18 protein-coding genes and 2 tRNA genes are annotated in these 19,062 nt (G+C 59.9%); 7 read left to right on the top strand and 13 right to left on the bottom strand.

Annotated elements, in window-relative coordinates:
* Positions 1–30: 30 nt before the first annotated feature.
* Together LF599_RS16730 and LF599_RS16725 are read right to left on the bottom strand one after the other, a co-directional pair.
* Positions 31–106: transfer RNA gene (locus LF599_RS16730), tRNA-Glu, on the bottom strand.
* Between the two features lie 6 nt (positions 107–112).
* Positions 113–188 (bottom strand) — tRNA-Lys (locus LF599_RS16725).
* Positions 189–388: 200 nt separating this feature from the next.
* Here LF599_RS16725 and LF599_RS16720 point away from each other — a divergent pair.
* Complete coding sequence (locus LF599_RS16720; RefSeq protein WP_014322828.1) at positions 389–1,654, top strand: phenylacetate--CoA ligase family protein; 1,266 nt, start codon at positions 389–391, stop codon at positions 1,652–1,654.
* Between the two features lie 375 nt (positions 1,655–2,029).
* On the opposite strand, the gene LF599_RS16715 is transcribed toward LF599_RS16720, so the two are convergent.
* On the bottom strand, positions 2,030–3,013 hold the full coding sequence (locus tag LF599_RS16715) for an arsenic resistance protein (protein ID WP_279521595.1): 984 nt from the start codon (positions 3,011–3,013) through the stop codon (positions 2,030–2,032).
* Between the two features lie 20 nt (positions 3,014–3,033).
* On the bottom strand, positions 3,034–3,252 hold the full coding sequence (locus LF599_RS16710; RefSeq protein ID WP_279521594.1) for a hypothetical protein: 219 nt from the start codon (positions 3,250–3,252) through the stop codon (positions 3,034–3,036).
* Between the two features lie 102 nt (positions 3,253–3,354).
* Here LF599_RS16710 and LF599_RS16705 point away from each other — a divergent pair, with 102 nt between their 5' ends.
* On the top strand, positions 3,355–4,002 hold the full coding sequence (locus LF599_RS16705) for a Crp/Fnr family transcriptional regulator (protein WP_279521593.1): 648 nt from the start codon (positions 3,355–3,357) through the stop codon (positions 4,000–4,002).
* A 375-nt stretch (positions 4,003–4,377) separates the two neighbouring features.
* Here the strand turns inward: LF599_RS16705 and LF599_RS16700 are convergent, their stop codons facing one another.
* The 3 genes from LF599_RS16700 to mobA form a co-directional block, all read right to left on the bottom strand.
* Positions 4,378–5,076, bottom strand: coding sequence for a PIG-L deacetylase family protein (locus LF599_RS16700; RefSeq protein ID WP_279521592.1), 699 nt, complete (start codon positions 5,074–5,076; stop codon positions 4,378–4,380).
* A gap of 1 nt (position 5,077) precedes the next feature.
* Entirely contained in the window at positions 5,078–5,761 is a 684-nt protein-coding gene (locus LF599_RS16695) for a hypothetical protein (RefSeq protein ID WP_279521591.1), read from the bottom strand.
* A gap of 528 nt (positions 5,762–6,289) precedes the next feature.
* Positions 6,290–6,895 carry a molybdenum cofactor guanylyltransferase gene (mobA, locus tag LF599_RS16690; RefSeq protein WP_279521590.1) on the bottom strand — a complete coding sequence of 202 codons (606 nt, stop codon included), beginning with the start codon at positions 6,893–6,895 and terminating at the stop codon, positions 6,290–6,292.
* A gap of 72 nt (positions 6,896–6,967) precedes the next feature.
* On the opposite strand from mobA, the gene LF599_RS16685 reads away from it, so the two are divergent.
* The 5 genes from LF599_RS16685 (at position 6,968) to LF599_RS16665 (ending at position 11,406) form a co-directional block, all read left to right on the top strand.
* Positions 6,968–7,804 carry an alpha/beta hydrolase gene (locus LF599_RS16685; RefSeq protein ID WP_279521589.1) on the top strand — a complete coding sequence of 279 codons (837 nt, stop codon included), beginning with the start codon at positions 6,968–6,970 and terminating at the stop codon, positions 7,802–7,804.
* On the top strand, positions 7,801–8,226 hold the full coding sequence (locus tag LF599_RS16680; protein WP_269940601.1) for a DUF2784 domain-containing protein: 426 nt from the start codon (positions 7,801–7,803) through the stop codon (positions 8,224–8,226). Before LF599_RS16685 ends, LF599_RS16680 begins: the two co-directional genes overlap by 4 nt.
* An 87-nt stretch (positions 8,227–8,313) precedes the next feature.
* Entirely contained in the window at positions 8,314–8,580 is a 267-nt protein-coding gene (locus LF599_RS16675) for a hypothetical protein (protein ID WP_279521588.1), read from the top strand.
* A gap of 608 nt (positions 8,581–9,188) precedes the next feature.
* Positions 9,189–10,229 carry a GGDEF domain-containing protein gene (locus LF599_RS16670; RefSeq protein WP_269940603.1) on the top strand — a complete coding sequence of 347 codons (1,041 nt, stop codon included), beginning with the start codon at positions 9,189–9,191 and terminating at the stop codon, positions 10,227–10,229.
* 61 nt (positions 10,230–10,290) lie between these two features.
* Entirely contained in the window at positions 10,291–11,406 is a 1,116-nt protein-coding gene (locus tag LF599_RS16665; RefSeq protein WP_269940604.1) for an ABC transporter substrate-binding protein, read from the top strand.
* Positions 11,407–11,466: 60 nt separating this feature from the next.
* Here LF599_RS16665 and LF599_RS16660 read toward each other — a convergent pair whose 3' ends face one another.
* The 6 genes from LF599_RS16660 to LF599_RS16635 form a co-directional block, all read right to left on the bottom strand.
* Positions 11,467–14,016 (bottom strand): methyl-accepting chemotaxis protein, encoded by a 2,550-nt coding sequence (locus LF599_RS16660; RefSeq protein ID WP_279521587.1) that lies wholly within the window; start codon positions 14,014–14,016, stop codon positions 11,467–11,469.
* A gap of 158 nt (positions 14,017–14,174) precedes the next feature.
* Positions 14,175–14,420: a competence protein ComEC gene (locus LF599_RS16655; protein WP_279521586.1), complete on the bottom strand. Its 246-nt coding sequence runs from the start codon at positions 14,418–14,420 to the stop codon at positions 14,175–14,177.
* A 16-nt stretch (positions 14,421–14,436) separates the two neighbouring features.
* The gene (locus tag LF599_RS16650; protein WP_279521585.1) at positions 14,437–15,861 is read right to left on the bottom strand and encodes a DNA integrity scanning protein DisA nucleotide-binding domain protein; all 1,425 of its coding nucleotides are present in this window, start codon (positions 15,859–15,861) and stop codon (positions 14,437–14,439) included.
* A 218-nt stretch (positions 15,862–16,079) separates the two neighbouring features.
* Positions 16,080–16,871 carry an HAD hydrolase family protein gene (locus LF599_RS16645; RefSeq protein ID WP_279521584.1) on the bottom strand — a complete coding sequence of 264 codons (792 nt, stop codon included), beginning with the start codon at positions 16,869–16,871 and terminating at the stop codon, positions 16,080–16,082.
* A 286-nt stretch (positions 16,872–17,157) separates the two neighbouring features.
* Positions 17,158–18,378: an ABC transporter permease gene (locus LF599_RS16640; protein ID WP_279521583.1), complete on the bottom strand. Its 1,221-nt coding sequence runs from the start codon at positions 18,376–18,378 to the stop codon at positions 17,158–17,160.
* 12 nt (positions 18,379–18,390) lie between these two features.
* The gene (locus tag LF599_RS16635) at positions 18,391–19,056 is read right to left on the bottom strand and encodes a DUF3431 domain-containing protein (protein WP_269940612.1); all 666 of its coding nucleotides are present in this window, start codon (positions 19,054–19,056) and stop codon (positions 18,391–18,393) included.
* Between the last annotated feature and the right edge of the window lie 6 nt (positions 19,057–19,062).

The following is a 19,062-nucleotide window of genomic DNA, read 5'->3' as shown; positions in this document are numbered from 1 at the left end:
CATCTCTCGATGTAACCCGTTGATTTGTCTTGGCGTCCCCAAGGGGGTTTGAACCCCTGTTGCCGGCGTGAGAGGCCGGAGTCCTAGGCCACTAGACGATGGGGACGCATTTTGGTGGGTCGTACTGGGCTCGAACCAGTGACTCTCTGCTTAAAAGGCAGATACTCTACCAACTGAGTTAACGACCCAACGACCCGTTAGGGAACGTATGAGTATCCATTTGGCCTTCTGGTGTCAAGCACATTTTAAAACTTCGGCCATCTTTAATCTTTGCCTTGCAACTTGCCGGAATATCTGCAAATTTAAAGTTTTTCTTGCAAAAAAAATCTGCCGTGTTATATTCCCGCTCCCATCCGTTATTGGAATCAAGCCACCAAGGAGCACAAATATGACACGAAAAGACCGCACCGAGGGAATTTACTCCCGCCGCGAGGTGCTCGACGAGTCCGAGCGCAGGCAGTATTGCCAGTTGCAGTTGAAAGAGCTGCTCTCCTACGCCTATCGATATTCCGAAGACGTCAAGAAGCGATTCGACCGCGCGCAGTTCAATGTGGACAAGTTCCGCACGCTGAACGATCTCAAGCATATCCCTATCATTAAGAAAAAGGAACTCATTTTCCTCCAGTCCATGGGCCCCCGCCTCGGCGGACTGCTCACCAAGGACCTGGGCGAGCTCCAGCGCGTATTTCTCTCCCCCGGCCCGATCTTCGACCCCGAAGACCGCTCCGAGGACTACTGGGGATGGACCGAAGGCTTCTACGCCGCGGGCTTCCGCTCCGGCGACCTGGCCCAGATCACCTTCAACTACCATCTCGCGCCCGCCGGACTGATGTTCGAGGAACCCCTGCGCAACCTGTCCTGCGCCGTGGTGCCCGCCGGTCCCGGCAACACCAATTCGCAGATCGAGATCATGCAGAAGCTGCGCGTCACCGGCTACGTCGGCACTCCCAGCTACCTCATGCACCTGGCCCAGAAGGCCGAAGAGGCCGGTCTGTCCCTGCGCAAGGACCTCTTCCTCGAAGTGGCCTTCGTCACCGGCGAGAAGTTCTCCGAGAAGATGCGCTCCACCCTGGAAAAGAAATTCGACTGCATCATGCGCCAGGGCTACGGCACTGCGGACGTGGGCTGCATCGGCTACGAATGCTTCCACAAGTCCGGACTGCACCTGTCCAACCGCGCCTACGTCGAAATCTGCCACCCCGACACCGGCATTCCGCTCAAGGACGGCGAAGTCGGCGAGATCGTGGTCACCGCCTTCAACCGCACCTACCCGCTCATCCGACTGGCCACCGGCGATCTCGGATACCTGGACCGCGCCCCGTGCGCCTGCGGCCGCACCTCCCCGCGCCTGGGCGGCATCGTCGGCCGCGTGGACACCACCGCCCGCATCAAGGGCATGTTCGTCTACCCCCACCAGGTGGAGCAGGTCATGGCCCGGTTCGAAGAGGTCAAACGCTGGCAGATCGAAGTCACCAACCCCGGCGGCATCGACGAGATGATCCTGTCCATCGAGGCGGGTCAGTTCAACCAGGAGGACGAGCTGCTCCATCTCTTCCGCGAGAAGATCAAGCTGCGCCCCATCCTCAAGGTCCTCGCCCCCGGAACCCTGCCCCCGCAGATCCGGCCCATCGAAGACAAGCGCACCTGGGACTAACCGCCCATCAACGCGATATAAAAGACCAGCCCGACAGTGATGTCGGGCTGGTCTTTTTTTTGCCTCCGGCGGCCAGAGGGGGAACCTCTTGAAAGAGGTTCCCCCTCTGGACTCCCCCTCCAGAACTTTTTGTCGCCGCTTTCGCGGAGAGCGGACGGACGCGCTAAGTAGTGCTCCTTAACAAACAGGTTTCCCGACCCGATGATAGTTTTTTGAGAAGAAGCACTTCCTGAGGGTCACCCCCCTCCGCGAAGCGGCATCAAAAAGTTTGGGAAAAGGAGGGGATGGGGGTTCGGGGGAAGGGGAGGAAAGAACCCTTTTCAAAGGGTTTTTCCTCCCCTTCCCCCGACCGCCGGAGGCACCCTCAACCAACCGTCAGGCCGGTTGCGCAAGCTCTTCGGGAAGGCCGAAAACCTTATGCGTGAAGCGGACGTACCAGGCGGCGGACTGGACCTGGATGATGTAGGCCATGGCGATGACCAAGGCGGCGTCGGAGCCCTGCGCACCGAAGGCGTTGATGGCGATGGCCAGGGCGATGGACAGGTTGCGCATGACCGATCCGTAGACCAGGGCGATGGCGTCGCCACGCGGGAGAAGCGATCTGCCCACGAAAGTGGAAATCAGGAAATTGACGCCGTAGAGCAGGACGAGAGGCACGAGAATATCGAGCAGCACGCCGGGAGCGGCCGCAATGGTTTTCGCCTTGAGCGCCAGGGCCACGAAAACGATGCCGAGCACGCCCACGGTGGACAGGCCGGGGAACTTTGGCCCCAACTCGCGTTGGAACCGCTCCTGCCCATACCGTTTCACCAGGAACCGCTGGGTCAGATAGCCGAGCGCCATGGGCAGGAAGACGATGAACAGAATCTGCTTGAACACGGCGGAGATCTGCATCTCGATGGCCGTGCCCATGAGGGCCTGGACATAGAGCGGGGTGGCCAACGATCCGGCGATGAGCCCGATGACCGTCATCTTCACTGCGGCAGACATATTGCCCTTGGCAAACCCGGTCCAGGATATGGTCATGCCGCTGGTGGGCACCAGCCCGGCGAGCAGCAGCCCAAGAGCCATGTACGGGTTGTCGCGGAAAAAGAGGAGGCCGACGCCGAAGGCCAGGAAGGGAGTCAGCCCGAAATTAATGAGCTGTGTCAGGATTTGCGCCTTGGCGTCGCCCCCCTCAAAAACCTTGCGAATCTTGAGCGTGACCATCATGGGATAGACCATGAGGAAGGTGAACGGGACGATGGCCGCCTTGAGCCAGCCGGTGTCCGCCCACAGGCCGTAGACGAACCCGGCGAGCATCATCGCGGGGATGGCATAGATCAGGTTTTTGGTCAGTTTCTGCAACATCTTGAACATAAGAGACTCCTTGCCGAGGGCTATTCCTGGCCCGAACCGGCCATCTCGGTCTCACGGCAATCGGGATCGGAGCAGCAGGGGGCTTCGCCGTCGCGGTAAACGACGACGCCGCTTCGCACGGGTTCGACGATGTACCGCCTGGAACATTCCTCGCAATTGACGTAGAAGGGGGCGTAGCTTTCAAAATCGCCCGTCTCCCGGCTGGCATTGCAATAGGGGCAGTGGATGGTTGCGCTCATGGGTGGCCTCCTTGCTTTTTGTCGTTCTGGCCCCCAGGATAGACGCACGGCTGACCGGCGGCATTGATCTCGATCAACATTCAGCAATTTTCGGATTTTCCCATGCAGCCACTCGACCTCAAGAACGAAATCAGCGCGTTTCCGATCTTCGCCAAACTCGATGAGTCCCAGCTCGACAGGCTGGCCGAACACGCCGAAGTCCTGCGCTTTCCGAAAAAATCCCTGTTCTTCAGCGAGGACAACTCAGCCCAGGGGCTACACGTGCTCCTGTCCGGCCAAGTCAAACTCTTCCGGCTGGCCGAGGACGGCAAGGAGCAGACCATCTTCGTCTTCGGCCCGGGCGAACCCTTCTGCCTTTGCTCCACCTTTTCCGACGGCAAGCTGCCCGCCAACCTAGGCGCGCTCGAAGACAGCCGCGTCCTCTTCATTCGGCCTCCCGAGTTCGAACGGCTCGTCCGGGAAGACCCGACCATCCTCCTGACCATGATGCGGGTCATGTCCCGACGGCTCAAGGAGGCCATGAACATGATCGACTCCCTGTCCCTCAAGCAGGTCCCGTCCAGGCTCATGGCCTACTTCGAAAGCCGACACCGCGACGGCCGCGTAACCCTTGATCTCTCCCACCGCGAACTCGCCAAAATCATCGGCATCACCCCGGAAGCCCTGTCGCGCACACTGCGCAAGATGGCCGACAACGGCGAAATCCGCATGGACGGAACCGATATCATCATCCTGTCGCAAGCCGACTGACCAAAAGAGCGGCGCAAACCGACTGCCCGCGAAGCGGCTCCAAAAAGTTTCGGAAGGAAAAGGAGATGGGGGGGCCGGAGGCAGCACCAAAAAGTTTAAGAGAGAAAATGGGCGGGGAGGGGAGATGGCGAGGTGTCCTACTCCCTATCTACACGTTTTTCCGTTAAAAAAAATGCGCTACAAATTAACCACCGAGAAAGAGGGTACATGGGGACCTGAAATCCAATGATGGGTTAACTCAGCTTATTCGTTGATATAATACCGTTTTTTCAGATGCCACCATTCGGCCTTCTGTGGTGTTAAAATGGAGGTAATGCATCAGATTCATAAAGGTTACCCCCAAAAGTACCTACGAAGCGGCTGCATCCTTTCCTGTCATAATGGATAAAGGCGGTTGAGCATAAACGCTTCGGCAAAAAAACATCCAGCTTCTGAACCACGCACTTGGGCAAGGGCTTTCAGGACTTCCCCCGATCGGGGATGCGGGTAAGGACGAGCCTCTCCCTTATAGGTATTCATTGATTTGATCTTTGCGGAAACATGCCTTTCTTCTAAACCGACAAAACAGTTTGGCTCAAACTGTGTCGGCTTCAGGTACCCTGTTGAACTAGGGACTTCGCATGTGTAAAAATCTATATTGAAATTAAGTCCTGGCCTTGTTGCTACGACAGCAGAATTATAACAATACTGATGATCAATATTCGTGCAAAATCTATGGTGTGTGAAAATCGCATCTGGCATAAAATCATCAAGAATAGGTTCAATCCAATGATTCAACTCAAGAAGCGTATGTTTATCGCTTTCGTTGTCAGAAAATTCTCCCAGTATAATGTCATCATGTAAAATGCCTAGATTACATAAAGCTTTTGAGCAATCTTCCTTCAAATTTTGCAATTGAGAGGCTACATCTTCTTCTGACAACTTATCTCTTCTGGAAGCAATTCCTGTATTGGAAATAACAACTTTGACATGCACGTTCGCCTCAACGAGCTTAGCTATTGTCCCCCCCATCGCGAGGGTCTCATCGTCGGGGTGAGCAAAAAAACATAATACTTTATCGTACTTGATTTTCATTTTACTCAGCTTCTTTAATTCTTATAGTTGCATCGCAAAGAATTTTACCACAACGTAATGCAGGTCTTGAGAATTCGATTCTCATCATCCCAACGTCAATATACGCTCGCGGATATGTATCTGCGTCAAGCATTCTTAAATGATCAAAGACTGCATCCAAAGAATCAAAATCGGCAGAAAGTTTACTTTGTTTGGGAGTTCTTCTTTCAAAATATACAGGGTCCCCATTCTGGGAAATAGGAATCACATTCTCTGTGATAATTCTGTAAATCATCCCGGCTACAACCTGCGCTGATCGCAAATAGATCTCTTCCGCCAAGCCTTCCAAGGAAAGCTCTGTTTTAAGATAGATTTCGCCAGCATCCAGGTCGTTGGTCATTTTGATAGCACTTATGACAGTTTTTTTGTGTCCTCTCGCAATCAGATTCTGGATAGGACTTCCGCCCCTTCCATAAGGCAAGTCTGTCTCATGAAAACAAACGCACTCGTAGCTACTGGTGATTTGTTCATCAACCATCCAACTCCAATGCGGGAAAAAAATATACCTCGGGTTTATACGAGATAAATTTTCAAGTGTAAGATCTTCTTTGTTTGTAAAAATATGCCAAGTCCCTGGATAATCTTTACACACATGAGAAAAAGTCGAAGTATTCCATTCTTTAATTGTGAAAACAGCGTAATTCATACAATTATTCTTTACTTTATTTACGTAGTTCGCGGCACTCCAAGTTCAATTTACTACCCTTTAACTTGCATCAAATAAACATGTCAACCGATATTGCTTATGGCGATTAATAGAAAAGAACAGATCACTGCGGAAGTCATGTTCCCATGGGGGATGTGAGGGGAACTCTCAACTCACTGGTTATATTTAGGAATGATCTTTTTTAGCCATCAAGCCGAAGCCACACACAGCCCTCTCGCCATCGTCTGCAGTGGTCACGACACTTGCAAAGTCGGCACGGCAAGACCGGTCCACACGGAGGGCTTGACCTTGCCGGAACGACCGTTTGTGTCATGGCCGCAGGGGTGCCATGGGATTGCTTGACATATTAAATCTGCGGTTGGATCACCCGCTGGATCAAGGCGCTTCGAAATCGTATAACAAGAACACCAAACACGCCGCCGGACGTATGCTTGAGTCCTTTGGCTATGTGCCAAGGCTTCCCCCGGCCGCCGGAGGCATATCATCTGCCCCCGACCTTTAGCCCGCCTAAATCCCGAGTTCTTCGGCCAGACGTTCGGCCTGCCTCAGGTCGTCGGGGGTGTTCACATTGAAAAAGGATACCTGGTGGGGATCGCCCTGGCGGAGCAGGGAGATCGGAACTTTTCTGACCCGAACCTGATCGAAGAATCCGATGATGCGGTAGTTTTCGCTCTGAAGCTGCGCCTCGATGAACGGGAGGCACCGCTTGGAGTAGACGGCGCAGAGGGGTTCGACGTAGCCGTCATCCTTGAGGGGAATGACGACGTCGTCTTCCGGGGCGGCCTGTTCAAGAAGGGCGCGTACCAGTCCGGGCTGAAGAAACGGCCCGTCACAGGCGGCCATGAAGCCGTGCGAAGCGCGCATGGCGACCAGCCCGGCGTGGATGCCGGTCAGGGAGGAACGGGCCTCGTATTTATCCGGCGCGAGAGGGTAGGGGTAGTCGGCGAAATCGTCGAGATCGCGGGCGGAGATGAGAATTTCGGAGAACAGGGGACGGTAGACGGCGAGAAGCCGGTCGACAATGGTTTGGCCCCGAATGGTCAGAAACGCCTTCTTGACGCGGCCCATGCGGGTGCCGAGCCCCCCGGCCAGAATGATGCCTGCGATGTCCATGGGCGCAAGGTAAATCAAGGCCGGAAAAATGGAAAGGGTGCACAAAAGGGCAGCGCGGTGTATGGTATCGGCATGTGGACGATTTTGAAGATAGCGGCGGCCGCAGGGACCGTCTATGGAGGCATGGCGGCATGGGTGTTCTGCGCCCAGAACGGACTGGTCTATTGCCCGAGGAACGAATTGGCGGATACGCCGGACGGAAACGGGCTGGCATTCGAGGACGTGTGGCTGGAAAACGCGCTCGGCACGAGGATTCACGCATGGTGGCTGCCCTGCGAGGGCGAGGAGCGGGTCCTGCTGTTCTGCCACGGCAACGGGGGCAACATCTCCCACCTGATGGAATCGTACAGGATATTTCACGATCTCGGGTTGTCCGTGCTGGTTTTCGACTACTCGGGATACGGGCAAAGCGGCGGCAGGCCATCGGAAAAGGCCACCAGGGCCGATGCGCTGGCAGCGTGGGACTGGCTGGTGAAGATCCGCGACGTCAAGCCGCGCGACATTATCGTGTTCGGGCGCAGTCTGGGCGGCGGCGTGGCGGCACGGCTGACGGCGGACCTGACGCGGCGGGGCGAAGAACCCGGCGGACTAATCCTGGAATCCACCTTCACCTCGTTGACGGACATGGGGGCGAAGCAATACCCCTGGCTGCCGGTCCGCTGGCTGATCCAGCATCGATACGACAGCCTGCGCGCCCTATCCGAAGTTCGGACGCCCGCCCTGTTCCTGCACAGCCCCGACGACGAGCTCGTGCCCTACGCCATGGGCCGGGAGCTGTACGAGACATACGAAGGCCCCAAGTTGTTCTGGGGACTGACCGGTGACCACAACCACGGCTTTCTGACGTCCCCAGGCTATACGGACGGGTTCCGCCGATTCCTGGCGGGGCTGCCGGGCCACTGCCGATGACGGACGGCGCACCGGCCTTCTGGGCGGACGTCGTGTTGGCCGTCCATTTCGCGGTCGCGGCCTTCATCGTCCTGGGCCTGCCCGCCATATGGATCGGAGCGGCGGCCGGATGGAGGTTCGCACGAAACAGAGGGTTCCGCTGGACCCACGCGGCCCTCATGGGCTTTGTCCTGGCCGAAACCGTTGCAGGCAGCCTTTGCCCCCTGACCAAATGGGAAGCGGCCCTGCGCCGCGCTGCCGGCCAAGAGGGCGGAGAACCTGTTTCGTGCGTGCAATACTGGCTGGGCCGGGTGTTGTTTCCCGACATCGATCCGGCCTGGTTCGCCGGAATTTATGCCGCGTTCTTCGGTCTCGTGATCCTGACCCTGTTCCTCGTTCCGGTCCGAAAAGCGGAAAAACCTGCCGCCCGAGAGAACGACTAAAATCACAACTGTTTGAATTTACATACTATTTTTTAGTCAGCACGGGTCTTGCTGTTTATCGGGCCAGCCAACAAGAAGGAGACGAAAATGCCCGCTATACAATCCATCCCGCCCCACGAATCCATTGTCGGAACCTCCCGCGAACGCATACAGGAGCTCAAGGCCCGTGCCACCGAGAGCCTGGACGACGCCATGACCGCCGTGACCCGAAACCTGGGCCGCCGGGAAGCCGCCGAGGCCGAAGCGAACCTGGACGCGCTGGGACTTGATCTGGCCGGAAAGGGGAGCGCCGCCCACAGCCTCGATCATGCCAGGGTTCTGGACCTCATCAGCGACCCGTTCGAAGAAGACTAGTCCCTCTTTTTTCCTGTCCGCCGCCCCGATCTTCCCCGGAGGACCCTTTGTGCTTGCCTTTTGAACACAGGGATAATATTCTGTCATAATTGGACCTTCTACGGAATGCGTGTCCCTGGCCGGTGACCGGCCCCCTTTCCCGAAAAAAAAGCACTTTTATCTTCAAGCCCGACCGATGGTTGCGGCCTACCAGGCGGATTATTCGGCCCAACCTCTTGCGCCCATTTTCCGGGGAGCGTATATTTGAATCAAAGGTAAAGGACCTCGAAATGAGGGTAACGAAGAACCTGAGACGGAGGATGGGAGGAAATAGACGCCGATTGTTTCGATAAGACATATGGCGAATGGAGTCGCCCCGCTCCAAGAAAGAGCACCGTGCGCCAATAATACCCGCACCAGGCCGTCATAAAGTGCATAATTTGAAATGTCAGGCCCTGATGCCCGCCGGATAACCCGGCAAGGCGCACTTTTTTGCGCCCGCACTTTTCCCCCTTTCCCCTTGAACCGGATCGCCGACCGGTGCTATCAGACTGTATAGGCGTCATTTTCTACCGGCCGGCCGGTTGGCCGAGCAAATTCAGAGCCGCTCACACCGGGAGACAGCTACGATGTCCACAAGCTCCAGCAAGCTCGACCTCCTGTTCAAGAATCTCCGTGAAACCGGCAACCCCAACGAAGCGGACTGGATAGCCATCATCCTGTTCATCCGGAACCTGCTCTCCCGCCTGTCCATTTACTCCGACCACAAGAAATCCGAGATACAGTTCGAAATCTGCGAACAGCTCATGCAGAACGACTTTTCGGAAAAGCGGCTGGAAACGGTCGTCGGCCTGCTCGACGGGTATCTGCTCCAGACCATCGGCGCACTGGAGCTGGAGGAGGCCCTGGCCCAGGAAAAGCGCACCGCAGCGGTCCTCATCAACGAGATGAACGAGATAGTCTCGTCCATGCACGGGGCCAACGAACGCCAGGACAAGCGGCTCCACTCCTTCCGCGAAGAGACCGTTGAGGTCCTTCGGGACGGGAGCCAGAAATCCCTGATCGTGTCCCGGGTGCGGGGCATGTTCAAGGAACTCATAGAGGAATTCCGGGAGGAGGCGAGGGCGCTCAACGCCAAGGCCGAACACTTCCGGATGACCGCCGCCTTCGATCCCCTGCTTACCCAACTCCATAACCGGCGCTCCCTGGAAGCGCACCTCAAGGTCACGGCCGAGGAATTCGCCCGGACCGGCACGCCGCTGGCCGTGATGATGATCGACGTGGACCACTTCAAGAACGTCAACGATACCTACGGCCATCAGGCGGGTGACGACGTTCTCCGCGCCCTGGCCCACATTGTCGACACGCACGCCGTCCGATACCAAGGGTTCGCGGCCCGTTACGGGGGCGAAGAACTGATGGTGGTCGTGCAGGGCATGGACCTGACCCGGACCGTCACCAATGCCGAAGCCCTGCGGAAGGATGTGGAGCGGTACGACTTCCGGGTCCGCACCGACGGCAAGCTGGCGGACGATTCCATCGGCTTCACCGTGTCCGTGGGCGTGGCCCGCATGAAGGTGGGGTGGTCCGCAAGCGAATTGATCGGGGCCGCCGACGCCGCCCTGTACAAGGCCAAGGATACGGGCCGAAACCGGGTCTGCACGGCCTGATGCGGCCGAATGCGCCGCCCGGCATATCGACAGTTACCGAGAACTGACGATCGAGGATATATTGAAAAACAAACGAATTACACGGTTCCGATTTTCCGCAGTACTGTGCCTGACATGGTTGCTCTGGACCTGCGCCCCGGCCTTGGCCAGGGATGTTCTCCTGCTCCATTCCGACCCCGCCCCCACCCCTTGGAACCAGCGGTTGGCATCAGGGCTGATCGAGGGCCTGGGCAGCAGGGCAGGGGTGCAACAGGCGTTTCTCCCGTCCGACAGCACGGACGAGGACGCCTTTGACGCGGCCTACGACAGAATGTCCGAAGCCATGGCCGGGAAGACGCCCGACGCCGTTGTGACCGAGGGCGACATCGCCTTTGCCTTTGCCCGCAAATTCAGGGACCTGTTCCCGAACGCGCCGCTGATCTTCTGCGCCATGGACCGCCCCAATCCGAGAGAGCTTTCCGAATGCGGCAACTGCACCGGCATTCCCATGACCTGCTCTGTGCGCGAAAACGTGAATCTTATCTTCGCCATGCGTCCCGAGACCCGGCTCTTGGTGGCCATTGTGGACGGCGCTCCCGAGTCGGCTCGGATCAGAAAAGCCGTGAACCGGGCCATGGAACCCTATCTGGACCGGGCGCAAATCATGTTCCCGGGCTTTGAGGCGGGAGACGACGGGGAGCTGAATCTTGCCGAACTGGGCGACACCCTGGCCAGCGTGCCTTCATCGGGCGCGGTTCTTTTCCTGCGGTTTACCGAAGACCGTGACGGCAACCCCGTGTCGAACGAGAATATAGCGGCCCTCATCCGGGCACGCGCGGCCTCGCCCATATTCCTCGTCAACGACGCGGCCTTCGGGTCCGGGGCGGTAGGCGGGCTGATGATTCCCGCCAAGAATGTCGGCGAGAACGCGGCCAGAGTGGCGCTCAAAGTCCTCGACGGCGTTGACGTCCGCGAGATGCTGCCCGTCTCCACCGAGCCGGTGATGCGGTTCGACGGCACGGCCCTGGCGCGCTTCGGCCTGCACGCGCCGGACGGTGCCGAAGTGGTCAATCCGCCCGCGGGCAAGGTGGAGGAACGGTCGGTTCTGCCGGTCACCGGGCTTGCCTGGGCCTTGGGATTGGCCGCCCTTGTCGTGCTGGCCATGCTCGTTCACCGCCGTCCGCGATTCGGCCGCTAGACCGGCCGCTGCCGCCTTGCCGGGATTCGCGGCCCGGACCGTCCGAAAGCCTGTAACCGGCTAGACCGCGTGGCGGACGTCCACGGCCAGCACGGACAGAATGTGGCCTTCGCCATCCTTGACCGGCGTCGCAACGGTCAAACAATAGTCTTCCAAGGCTTCGGAATAATAGATGTTCGAGATAAAACTCTCACCGGTGCGCATGGTTTCGCGGAACCAGTCGCGGTCGGCCCAACTGGACCCCGGCCCGCCTTTCAGGTTCTCCGATCCGCCACTCGCCGTAGCGAACTCCGAGGACTGCACGCCCCGGGAGTCCACGATCCAGGCCGTCTCCAGACTCGGATTGTCCCGGACCACCCGTTGCAACACCTTGAACCGTCTGTCGGACACGGCCAGGTCCGGGGCCTTGGCCAGGGCTTCCACCTGCTGCTGGACCACGCCTTCACCCAGGAGCATGAACAACCCGTAAAGCTTGGACAGGGTCTCGATCTGGCCGGTCAGCTCGCCGATGGCTCCGCCGGTCTGGGCCACGGCCCCGGCGGTCTGCGTGGACACGGTGTCCACCTCGCTCACGGCCTGATTGATCTCCTCGCCCACGCTGGACTGCTGAATGCTGGCGGTGGCGATGGTCTCCACCTGCCGCGTGACGGTCTCGAAAAACTCCATGATCTCGCTGAGCGCCTGCCCCGATTCCCCGGCCAGACGGTTGGCCACGTCCACCCTTTCGGCGGCGCGGTCCATGCCCTTGATGTTCTCGCGCACGTCGGCCTGGATAGCCGCGATGGACCCGCCCACCTCACGGGTGGCGTCCATGGTCTTTTCCGCGAGTTTGCGAACCTCGTCGGCGACCACCGCGAATCCGCGTCCGGCCTCGCCAGCGCGGGCGGCTTCGATAGCCGCATTGAGCGCCAGGAGGTTGGTCTGGTCGGCGATGTCGGAGATCACGTTCATAACCTTGCCGATGGAATCGGCCTTGCCGCCCAGGCTGGAAACCTGCTCCTTGAGCTGCTCGGTGATGGAATACACGTCGCCGATGGACTCCACGGTGCGGCGCACCACCTCGGACCCTTCCTGGGCGCGCTGGCGCGCGAATTCCGCGTCCTTGGACGCTGTCTCGGCGTTGTTCGCCACCTCGCGGATGGACCCGGCAAGCTCCTCCATGGACGCCGCCGTGATCTCCACGCGAGAACTGAGGCTGTTGGCCCCTTCCATGATCCGATCGGACTCCTGGTTCACCGTGGCCGACGCCTCGCGCATTCCGGAGACGACATTATCCAGCATTCCGGCTGCCTGAAGCATCCCCTCGCGCTGGGCCCGGGCCGCGTCCGTGCGCGCCCGGCGTTCCCCTTCGGCCCGGACAACGGCGGCCTCGGCCTCGGCGGCGCGGGTCTCGGCAAGACGCGACGCCTCCCCAGCCTCCCGCATCTTCTCGCCCAGGTTGTGAACCATCCGCTCAATGGCCTCGGTGACTTCGCCCAATTCGCCCTTGAACCGGCCCTCGGGCCGCGCGTCCAGGTCGCCATCGGCCACACGGCCTGCGTAAACACGCAATTCCCTGAGCGGCTTGAGCAGAACCATACGCAAGAAAATCAAGGTAATGAGAACAATACCCGCTGCGGACACGCTGCCCACGGCCATGGCCGCGTTCTCAAGTCCGCGCACCGGATTCAGGGCCTCTGAAGCGTCGATCTTGGCCACCAGCCCCCAGACCACACCGCCGACGTTGATCGGGGAATAGGCGGCCAGGACCTCGCAACCTCGATAGTCGACGCTGTCCATGCGGCCGCTCTCGCCGCCGAGCGCGCGGCGGGCCGGTTCGGAATCCATGGTCCCCGATCCGGGATCGGCAAAGGAGGCGATCACGCTGTGCGCCTCGGGATCGGAATGGAGATCGGACCGCATAAGCCCATCCGATCCCACCAGAAATGTTTCGCCGGTTTTGCCCATGCCCGCCCTGACGCGCATGACCCTGTCCACGGAATCGATGGGAATGCGGAGCACGGCCACGCCCTCGATACCCTCGCCGTAACGGCGGACGGGAGCGGCGATAAAGGCGCAGGGCAGCCCGTCGAGAGGCGAGTAGGGGGCGAAGTCGACGAACACGGTCTCGCCCTTCAAGGCCCGCTTCCAGGCCCCGGCGAGGCGGCTCCCGGCCATGGGGCCGTTGACGATGTCCTCACCCAACTCGCGGCCCATGGCCACGGAAAAGACGATACGCCCGGTGTCGTCCAGAAGCAGGGCGTCGGCGTACCCGCGCACCTTGACCCATGGGGCGAAATCCGGGACGACCCGTTTCAGGGCGTGCGCGTAATCCTCGTCAGCCAGGTTCATGCGCTCGCCGGGTTTAGCGGCGTAGAAAATGATGTCACGAAGCCTGACCAACGCGCTGTATACGTATTTGGCCTCGGAATACATGGTGATGTCACGGTTCCAAAGCTCGGTCAGCCCGTCCAGCTCTTTGGACTTTGCTTCCTGCAGGGCCACGAGCTTGCTGTAGGACTGTTCCTTCAAGCTCTCCGAAGCGTTGTGCAAACTGTAACCCGCCATGCCCGCCAGGGGAACAATCCCCACCAACAGGCAGAACAGTATCATCTTGACGCTGAGTCGCATTTTTCCCCCTCTTTCGGCACGGCCCACAGTTTCGATGCAGTGCTCCAAAGTTAGTGAACCTACTCGGGGTTTCAGTTTTGGCGACCCGATTTGTTACAGGAGGGCAACGCTTGCGTTACAACTGAACAGTATTTTCGTTACGTCGATAATCGTAATGATTATCCATAGAAATGAATATCTTGACCAAAAACGACGTAAAGCGCGGCAAGAAGCCACAGCAAGCCGCAGACAGCGGATGTTACGGGAATCATCCACCACTTGAGCTGGACCGGGCGTCCCCGCAGCTTGAAGGAGGCGCAACAGCGGAACAGGGAAAGGACCATCTGGACGAGCAGTCCGGAGACGGCCAAAGCGGGCAGGGCAAGGACCCAGAAGAGGGGATCGGATATCCAGTCGGCGCGCATGGTCCGGGAACGGGGGTCAGCTCATGACCCACTCGGCCAGAAGCGGGGGACGCCGCAGGCCGCAGATGTGCTGGAAGTGGCACAGGGCGGTCAGTTCCACCCCGTCCTTGATGATGGAAACGGGCCGGTCGGCGGACACGACCACCACCACAAGCTCCTCGTGCTCGGCGGTAAAACGCAGAGCGGAGTTGAAGCGCGCGCCCCTGGCCCGGTTCTCGCCGGGCACACTGCGGCCGTCCATGAGGCAGGCAAAGCCGTGCAGCTTGAGGTCCCGGCCAATGTGCACGGCTCCGTCCAGCTTGGCCAGGGAGCAGGCCAGCTTGAGATGGCTGGTGCTGGTCAGGTCCAGCGGCTCCACCAGATGCTGGCCGGACATGGTCATGGGCTCGCGGGCCATGTCCACCACCAGGGTACAGCCGTGCTTGCGATCGCGCACCCGGTTGACCATGGTGGTGACGATCTTGAACAAGGCGTTCTGCTTCTCCATGGTCATGTCCGTTTCCAGAAGCTGCTCCTCCAGTTGGACCAGATTGGCCCGAAGATTGGAAGAGCGGAACCGGCCGTCGCCAAAGCTGCACACCAGTTGATCGCGAATCCAGAGGAACCCGTAGGAGCCGGAGAACTGGGCAGCCAGGTAGGCGCCGGGCATGGGGCCGATGGCGATGCCGAGCACGGAGGTCCCGTTCGAGACCAGGACCCTGCCCGAGTCCTCAACCGCCTGCAACAGCTTGCGGACATGCTTGAAATTCGCGGTCTTGGGCTGCTCGTGTTCAGGGAACCGGCAAATGAAGCGGACCTGATCGAGCTGGGTGGGCTCCACCACCACGATGCGCCCCCTCGGGGCAGCGCCTTCCTCCTTGGTGGCCGACACGCCGATAAGCGCGTCCAGGAAAGGATAAACCCTGATCTGGGTATCCAGCCACCCCTGGCGGGAACGCTCGTCCACGATGTAATCCCTAATGGCGTGAATGGCGCAGTGCTGAAGCATGAATCCGGCGGTGTCCAGGCCCAGGACGCTGCCCGTGGCAAAATGCTGGGAAAAAAGCTCGGCCGCGTATTCCAGCCAGCTCCGCGTGGGACCGAGGGAGCACATATCCGGGTGCTCTTCGGTAAACCACATCTGGTAGCTCACGGAGTTGGACCGCGCCGCCAGGTTGATGAGTCCGGCAAGGTCCAATCCGACCTCATCCGGGCTGAGGACGCGCAACCCCTCGATGCGCTCCTCCTTGCCGCGCCAGCGGCTCGAATACAGAAAATAATCCTGAAGCTTGGGCTCATGGCCTTCGAGCAGCCCCTGCGGATCGCAGATGCGCGGCGGCTCACCCCGGCCCACGGCATAGACCACGGCCACCCGGCTCGGCGGAGAGAAATGGGACAGCCCGTCCCGCAGGCCATCCAGAATGTGAAATATGCAGATGTTCTCGAACGATGCTTGCGACATGATCCCGGCTCCCGCTGACGACTTTCTGCACCCGACTATGGCTCATCCGTAGACCAAAAGTCTCAAAAATGTCCAGAAAAGGATGGAATTGTTGCCGTATAGCCTGCCGCCGCCGGTTGGCGGGGGACAAAGCGGGAAACGGTTATGTACAAGATACGCGCGGCAAGCGTGGCCCCCCCCGCGCCGACCTGCCGAAGCAGGGGAGCGGACCGCCGGGACTAGCCCCTTGCAGCGGCGAGAATGTCGGCCAGTTCGCGGATCACGCCCTGCCCGCCCCGGGCCTCGGTGACGAGATCGGCCAGGGCAAGGACGGCCGGATGAGCGTCGGCGGGCGCGACCTTGAACCCGGCCAGTCCCATGGCGTCGGCGTCGTTGACGTCGTTGCCGACGAAGAGCACTTCGCTCACGGAAACACCGTTTTTCTCGGCAAGATTGATGAGAGCGGCACCCTTGTCGCGGATGCCGTGAACGGCTTCCAGGCCGATCTTGTCGGCCCTGGCCTTGACCACGGGATTGACCTCGGTGGAAAGAATGACCTGGGTGATGCCCAGGGCGCGGATAAGGTTGACGCCCATGCCGTCACTGCGGTTGGCGAACACGGATTCGCGCCCCTCCTGATCGGTAAGCACGCGGTTATCGGTCATCACGCCGTCGAAGTCGTAGACGATAAGCCCCACACGTTCCAGGCCGGGCACGCCTCGGCCGGTCAGGGAGAGCATTTCGCCATCCGGCCCGAGGTAGATGGGCTCGTCCCCCATGAGCTTTTCGGCGCGGCCTCCGCCGTTGTCCAGAATGCCCTCCACCGCGCGGACCACGTCCGGCACCTCCAGGGTGACGATCACGCACCCCCCGGCCGTGGTATCCCGCCCCTCCACAAGGCGCAGGGACTGACCGTAAGGCCCGACCAGAAGCCCGTCCCAGGCCAGATCGAATCCCAGGGCGTTCTTGTAGAAGTCAGCGGAATTGACGATGTTTCGGACCAACAGGGTCACGGGGGGAAATGCGGCCATCTCGACTCCTCGGCTCGTGTTTGGCGTTCACACTACCTCTCCACGCACAACCGCGCAACATCCGTGAAAAAGATGCCTCCGGCCCCGATTCCGAACGATCAGGACACAGCCGCGCCAACCGACGCGATGAAGAGGGAGGGGAGGAGCGGCCTTGCTCTTCACGGAGCGGGCGCAAGGACTTCAAGAACCGAAAGAGGGAGCTGAAAACGACGAAAAAGCAACGACGGCAAGATATATAGCCAACTATTAGAAGCTGCAATATCCCTATATTGTTGAACTAACAAAATCAGGACTTGAGCACGTCCAGAATTTCGATGTTAGCGGCCTGCCAGGCGGGATAAGCTCCCGCCGCAACGCCGAGGAGGCACGATCCGACCAGTGTGGTGGCCAGGCTGGCGGGGTCGATGATGATGGGCAGGTCGGCGAGGGTGCACCCGACCAGCACGAGGATGACGGTCACGACCACGCCCAGGCCGCCGCCCACTGCCGCCATGAGCCCGGACTCGAACAGAAACTGCCGGACGATGTCCCGTCTGCGTCCGCCCACGGCGCGGCGAACGCCGATCTCCACGCGGCGGGAGCGGACCACCAGGATCATGATGGACAGGATGCCCATGCCGCCCACGGCGAACGATATGGTCGAGGTGATTCCGCCCAGGGTGGTCATCAGGTCTAGGGCCTGCCGTTGCAACTTGATGGCGTCGGCCGAGGACATGGAGCTGAAATCGTCATCCTCGCCCGGGTCGATCCGATGCCGCTCACGCATGATCGCGTTGACCGATTCATTGACCATGTCCAGTCCGGCATCCTTGGCCAGCCGCAGATAGACCCCGGAAAGCCATTGTTGGTTGCTGGCCCGGCGCATGTAAGTGGTGAGGGGCAAGAGCAGGGTTTCGTCCTGGTCGGTGCCGGACACGTCGCGCCCCTTTTCCTCCATGACCCCGATGACCCGGAAGCTGGCCCGGAACATATATAGATCGCGCCCCACGGCGGCTTCCGGCCTGCCGTACAGACGTTGGGCGATCTTGCGCCCGAGCACGCAGACCTTTGCCCGATCCTCGACTTCCCGCAAACTGAAGAAACGGCCTATGTCCGGATGAAAGCTGCGGATGTCCTGATAGTTGGGCCAGCAGGCCATGATCTGGGCATCGACCGCGTTGCCGCCGCCGCGCACGGTCATGGTGGTTGTGACGAAGGGCGTGCCGTCGATTACCGAGGGCACGGAGTCGATGAGCGCCTGGGCGTCGGACAGAACGAAGTTGCGCGAGCCGCCGGAAATCCGCATGGCTCCGCCCCGGGTGAAGCGGACCGCCCCGGCCAGCACGGCGTAGAGGTTGGGGCCGAGCTTTTCAGTCTCCATTTCGGCCTGACGGACCATGATCTTGGAGACGTGCTGCACCCCGGTAAAGGCCAGCGCGCCCAGGAACACCCCGAGCATGGCGAGCACGGCGCGCAGCTTGTGGGCCGAAAGAGACGAAACCGCGATGGTCAGGTTCAGGGGCAGCATGTAGGTCTTCCTCTATGTATACAAATCCCGATTCCAGGCCGTGTTGCCGTTGAAGATGTGCTGCCACAGCCGCTCGAAGGCGTGGCCCGTGTTGCGCTCGTCGCGCGGGTCGGCCTCGGTGAGCCCGAGACAGAACTCATAAAACGCCCTGGGGCGAGTGCGGATGCGTTCGCCGGTCACGCAGAAGTTGCCCGTCGGAGCCCGACAGACGATCTCGCGTGGCATGGGCGCGTCAAAAATACGCTCGAACACCTCGCCCACCGGGATGTCGCGCCCCCAACCGGCCCAGCGGCCCTTGTTGGCGGGCTTTCGCAGGTCGTGCGGCCTGCCCAGCGCGTCGCTTTTGAGCTTGAACCAGGCCAGCCCTTTGAAGGGCACGCGCCTGTCCGCAACGTCTTCGAGCCGCTCCCGCAGAGTCTCGACCGTCGCCCGACCGCGATCATCGAGATGATCGAAGGGGTCGCCCTGCAAGAAAACGTTCACCGGGGCAAGGGCGTCGTATTCGGCCACGATATGGCTGAAATAGGTGTGAGCCTCCCGCCCTATGTTCGGCAGGACGCGGGCCGACGGACCGCAATCGCCGCCCTTGTCGTAGATCACGTGATCGAACCCCAACCTGTCGGCCCAGGACACGTCCTCGCGATATCTGGCGATGATTACCCTGATGTCGTCACGCACAATGAC

It is taken from the genome of Pseudodesulfovibrio thermohalotolerans, from assembly GCF_021353295.2.
In the GTDB taxonomy this organism is placed as follows: domain Bacteria; phylum Desulfobacterota; class Desulfovibrionia; order Desulfovibrionales; family Desulfovibrionaceae; genus Pseudodesulfovibrio; species Pseudodesulfovibrio thermohalotolerans.
The sequence above is the reverse complement of the archived record's forward strand: the minus strand, read 5'-3'. Positions and strand labels throughout refer to the sequence as shown.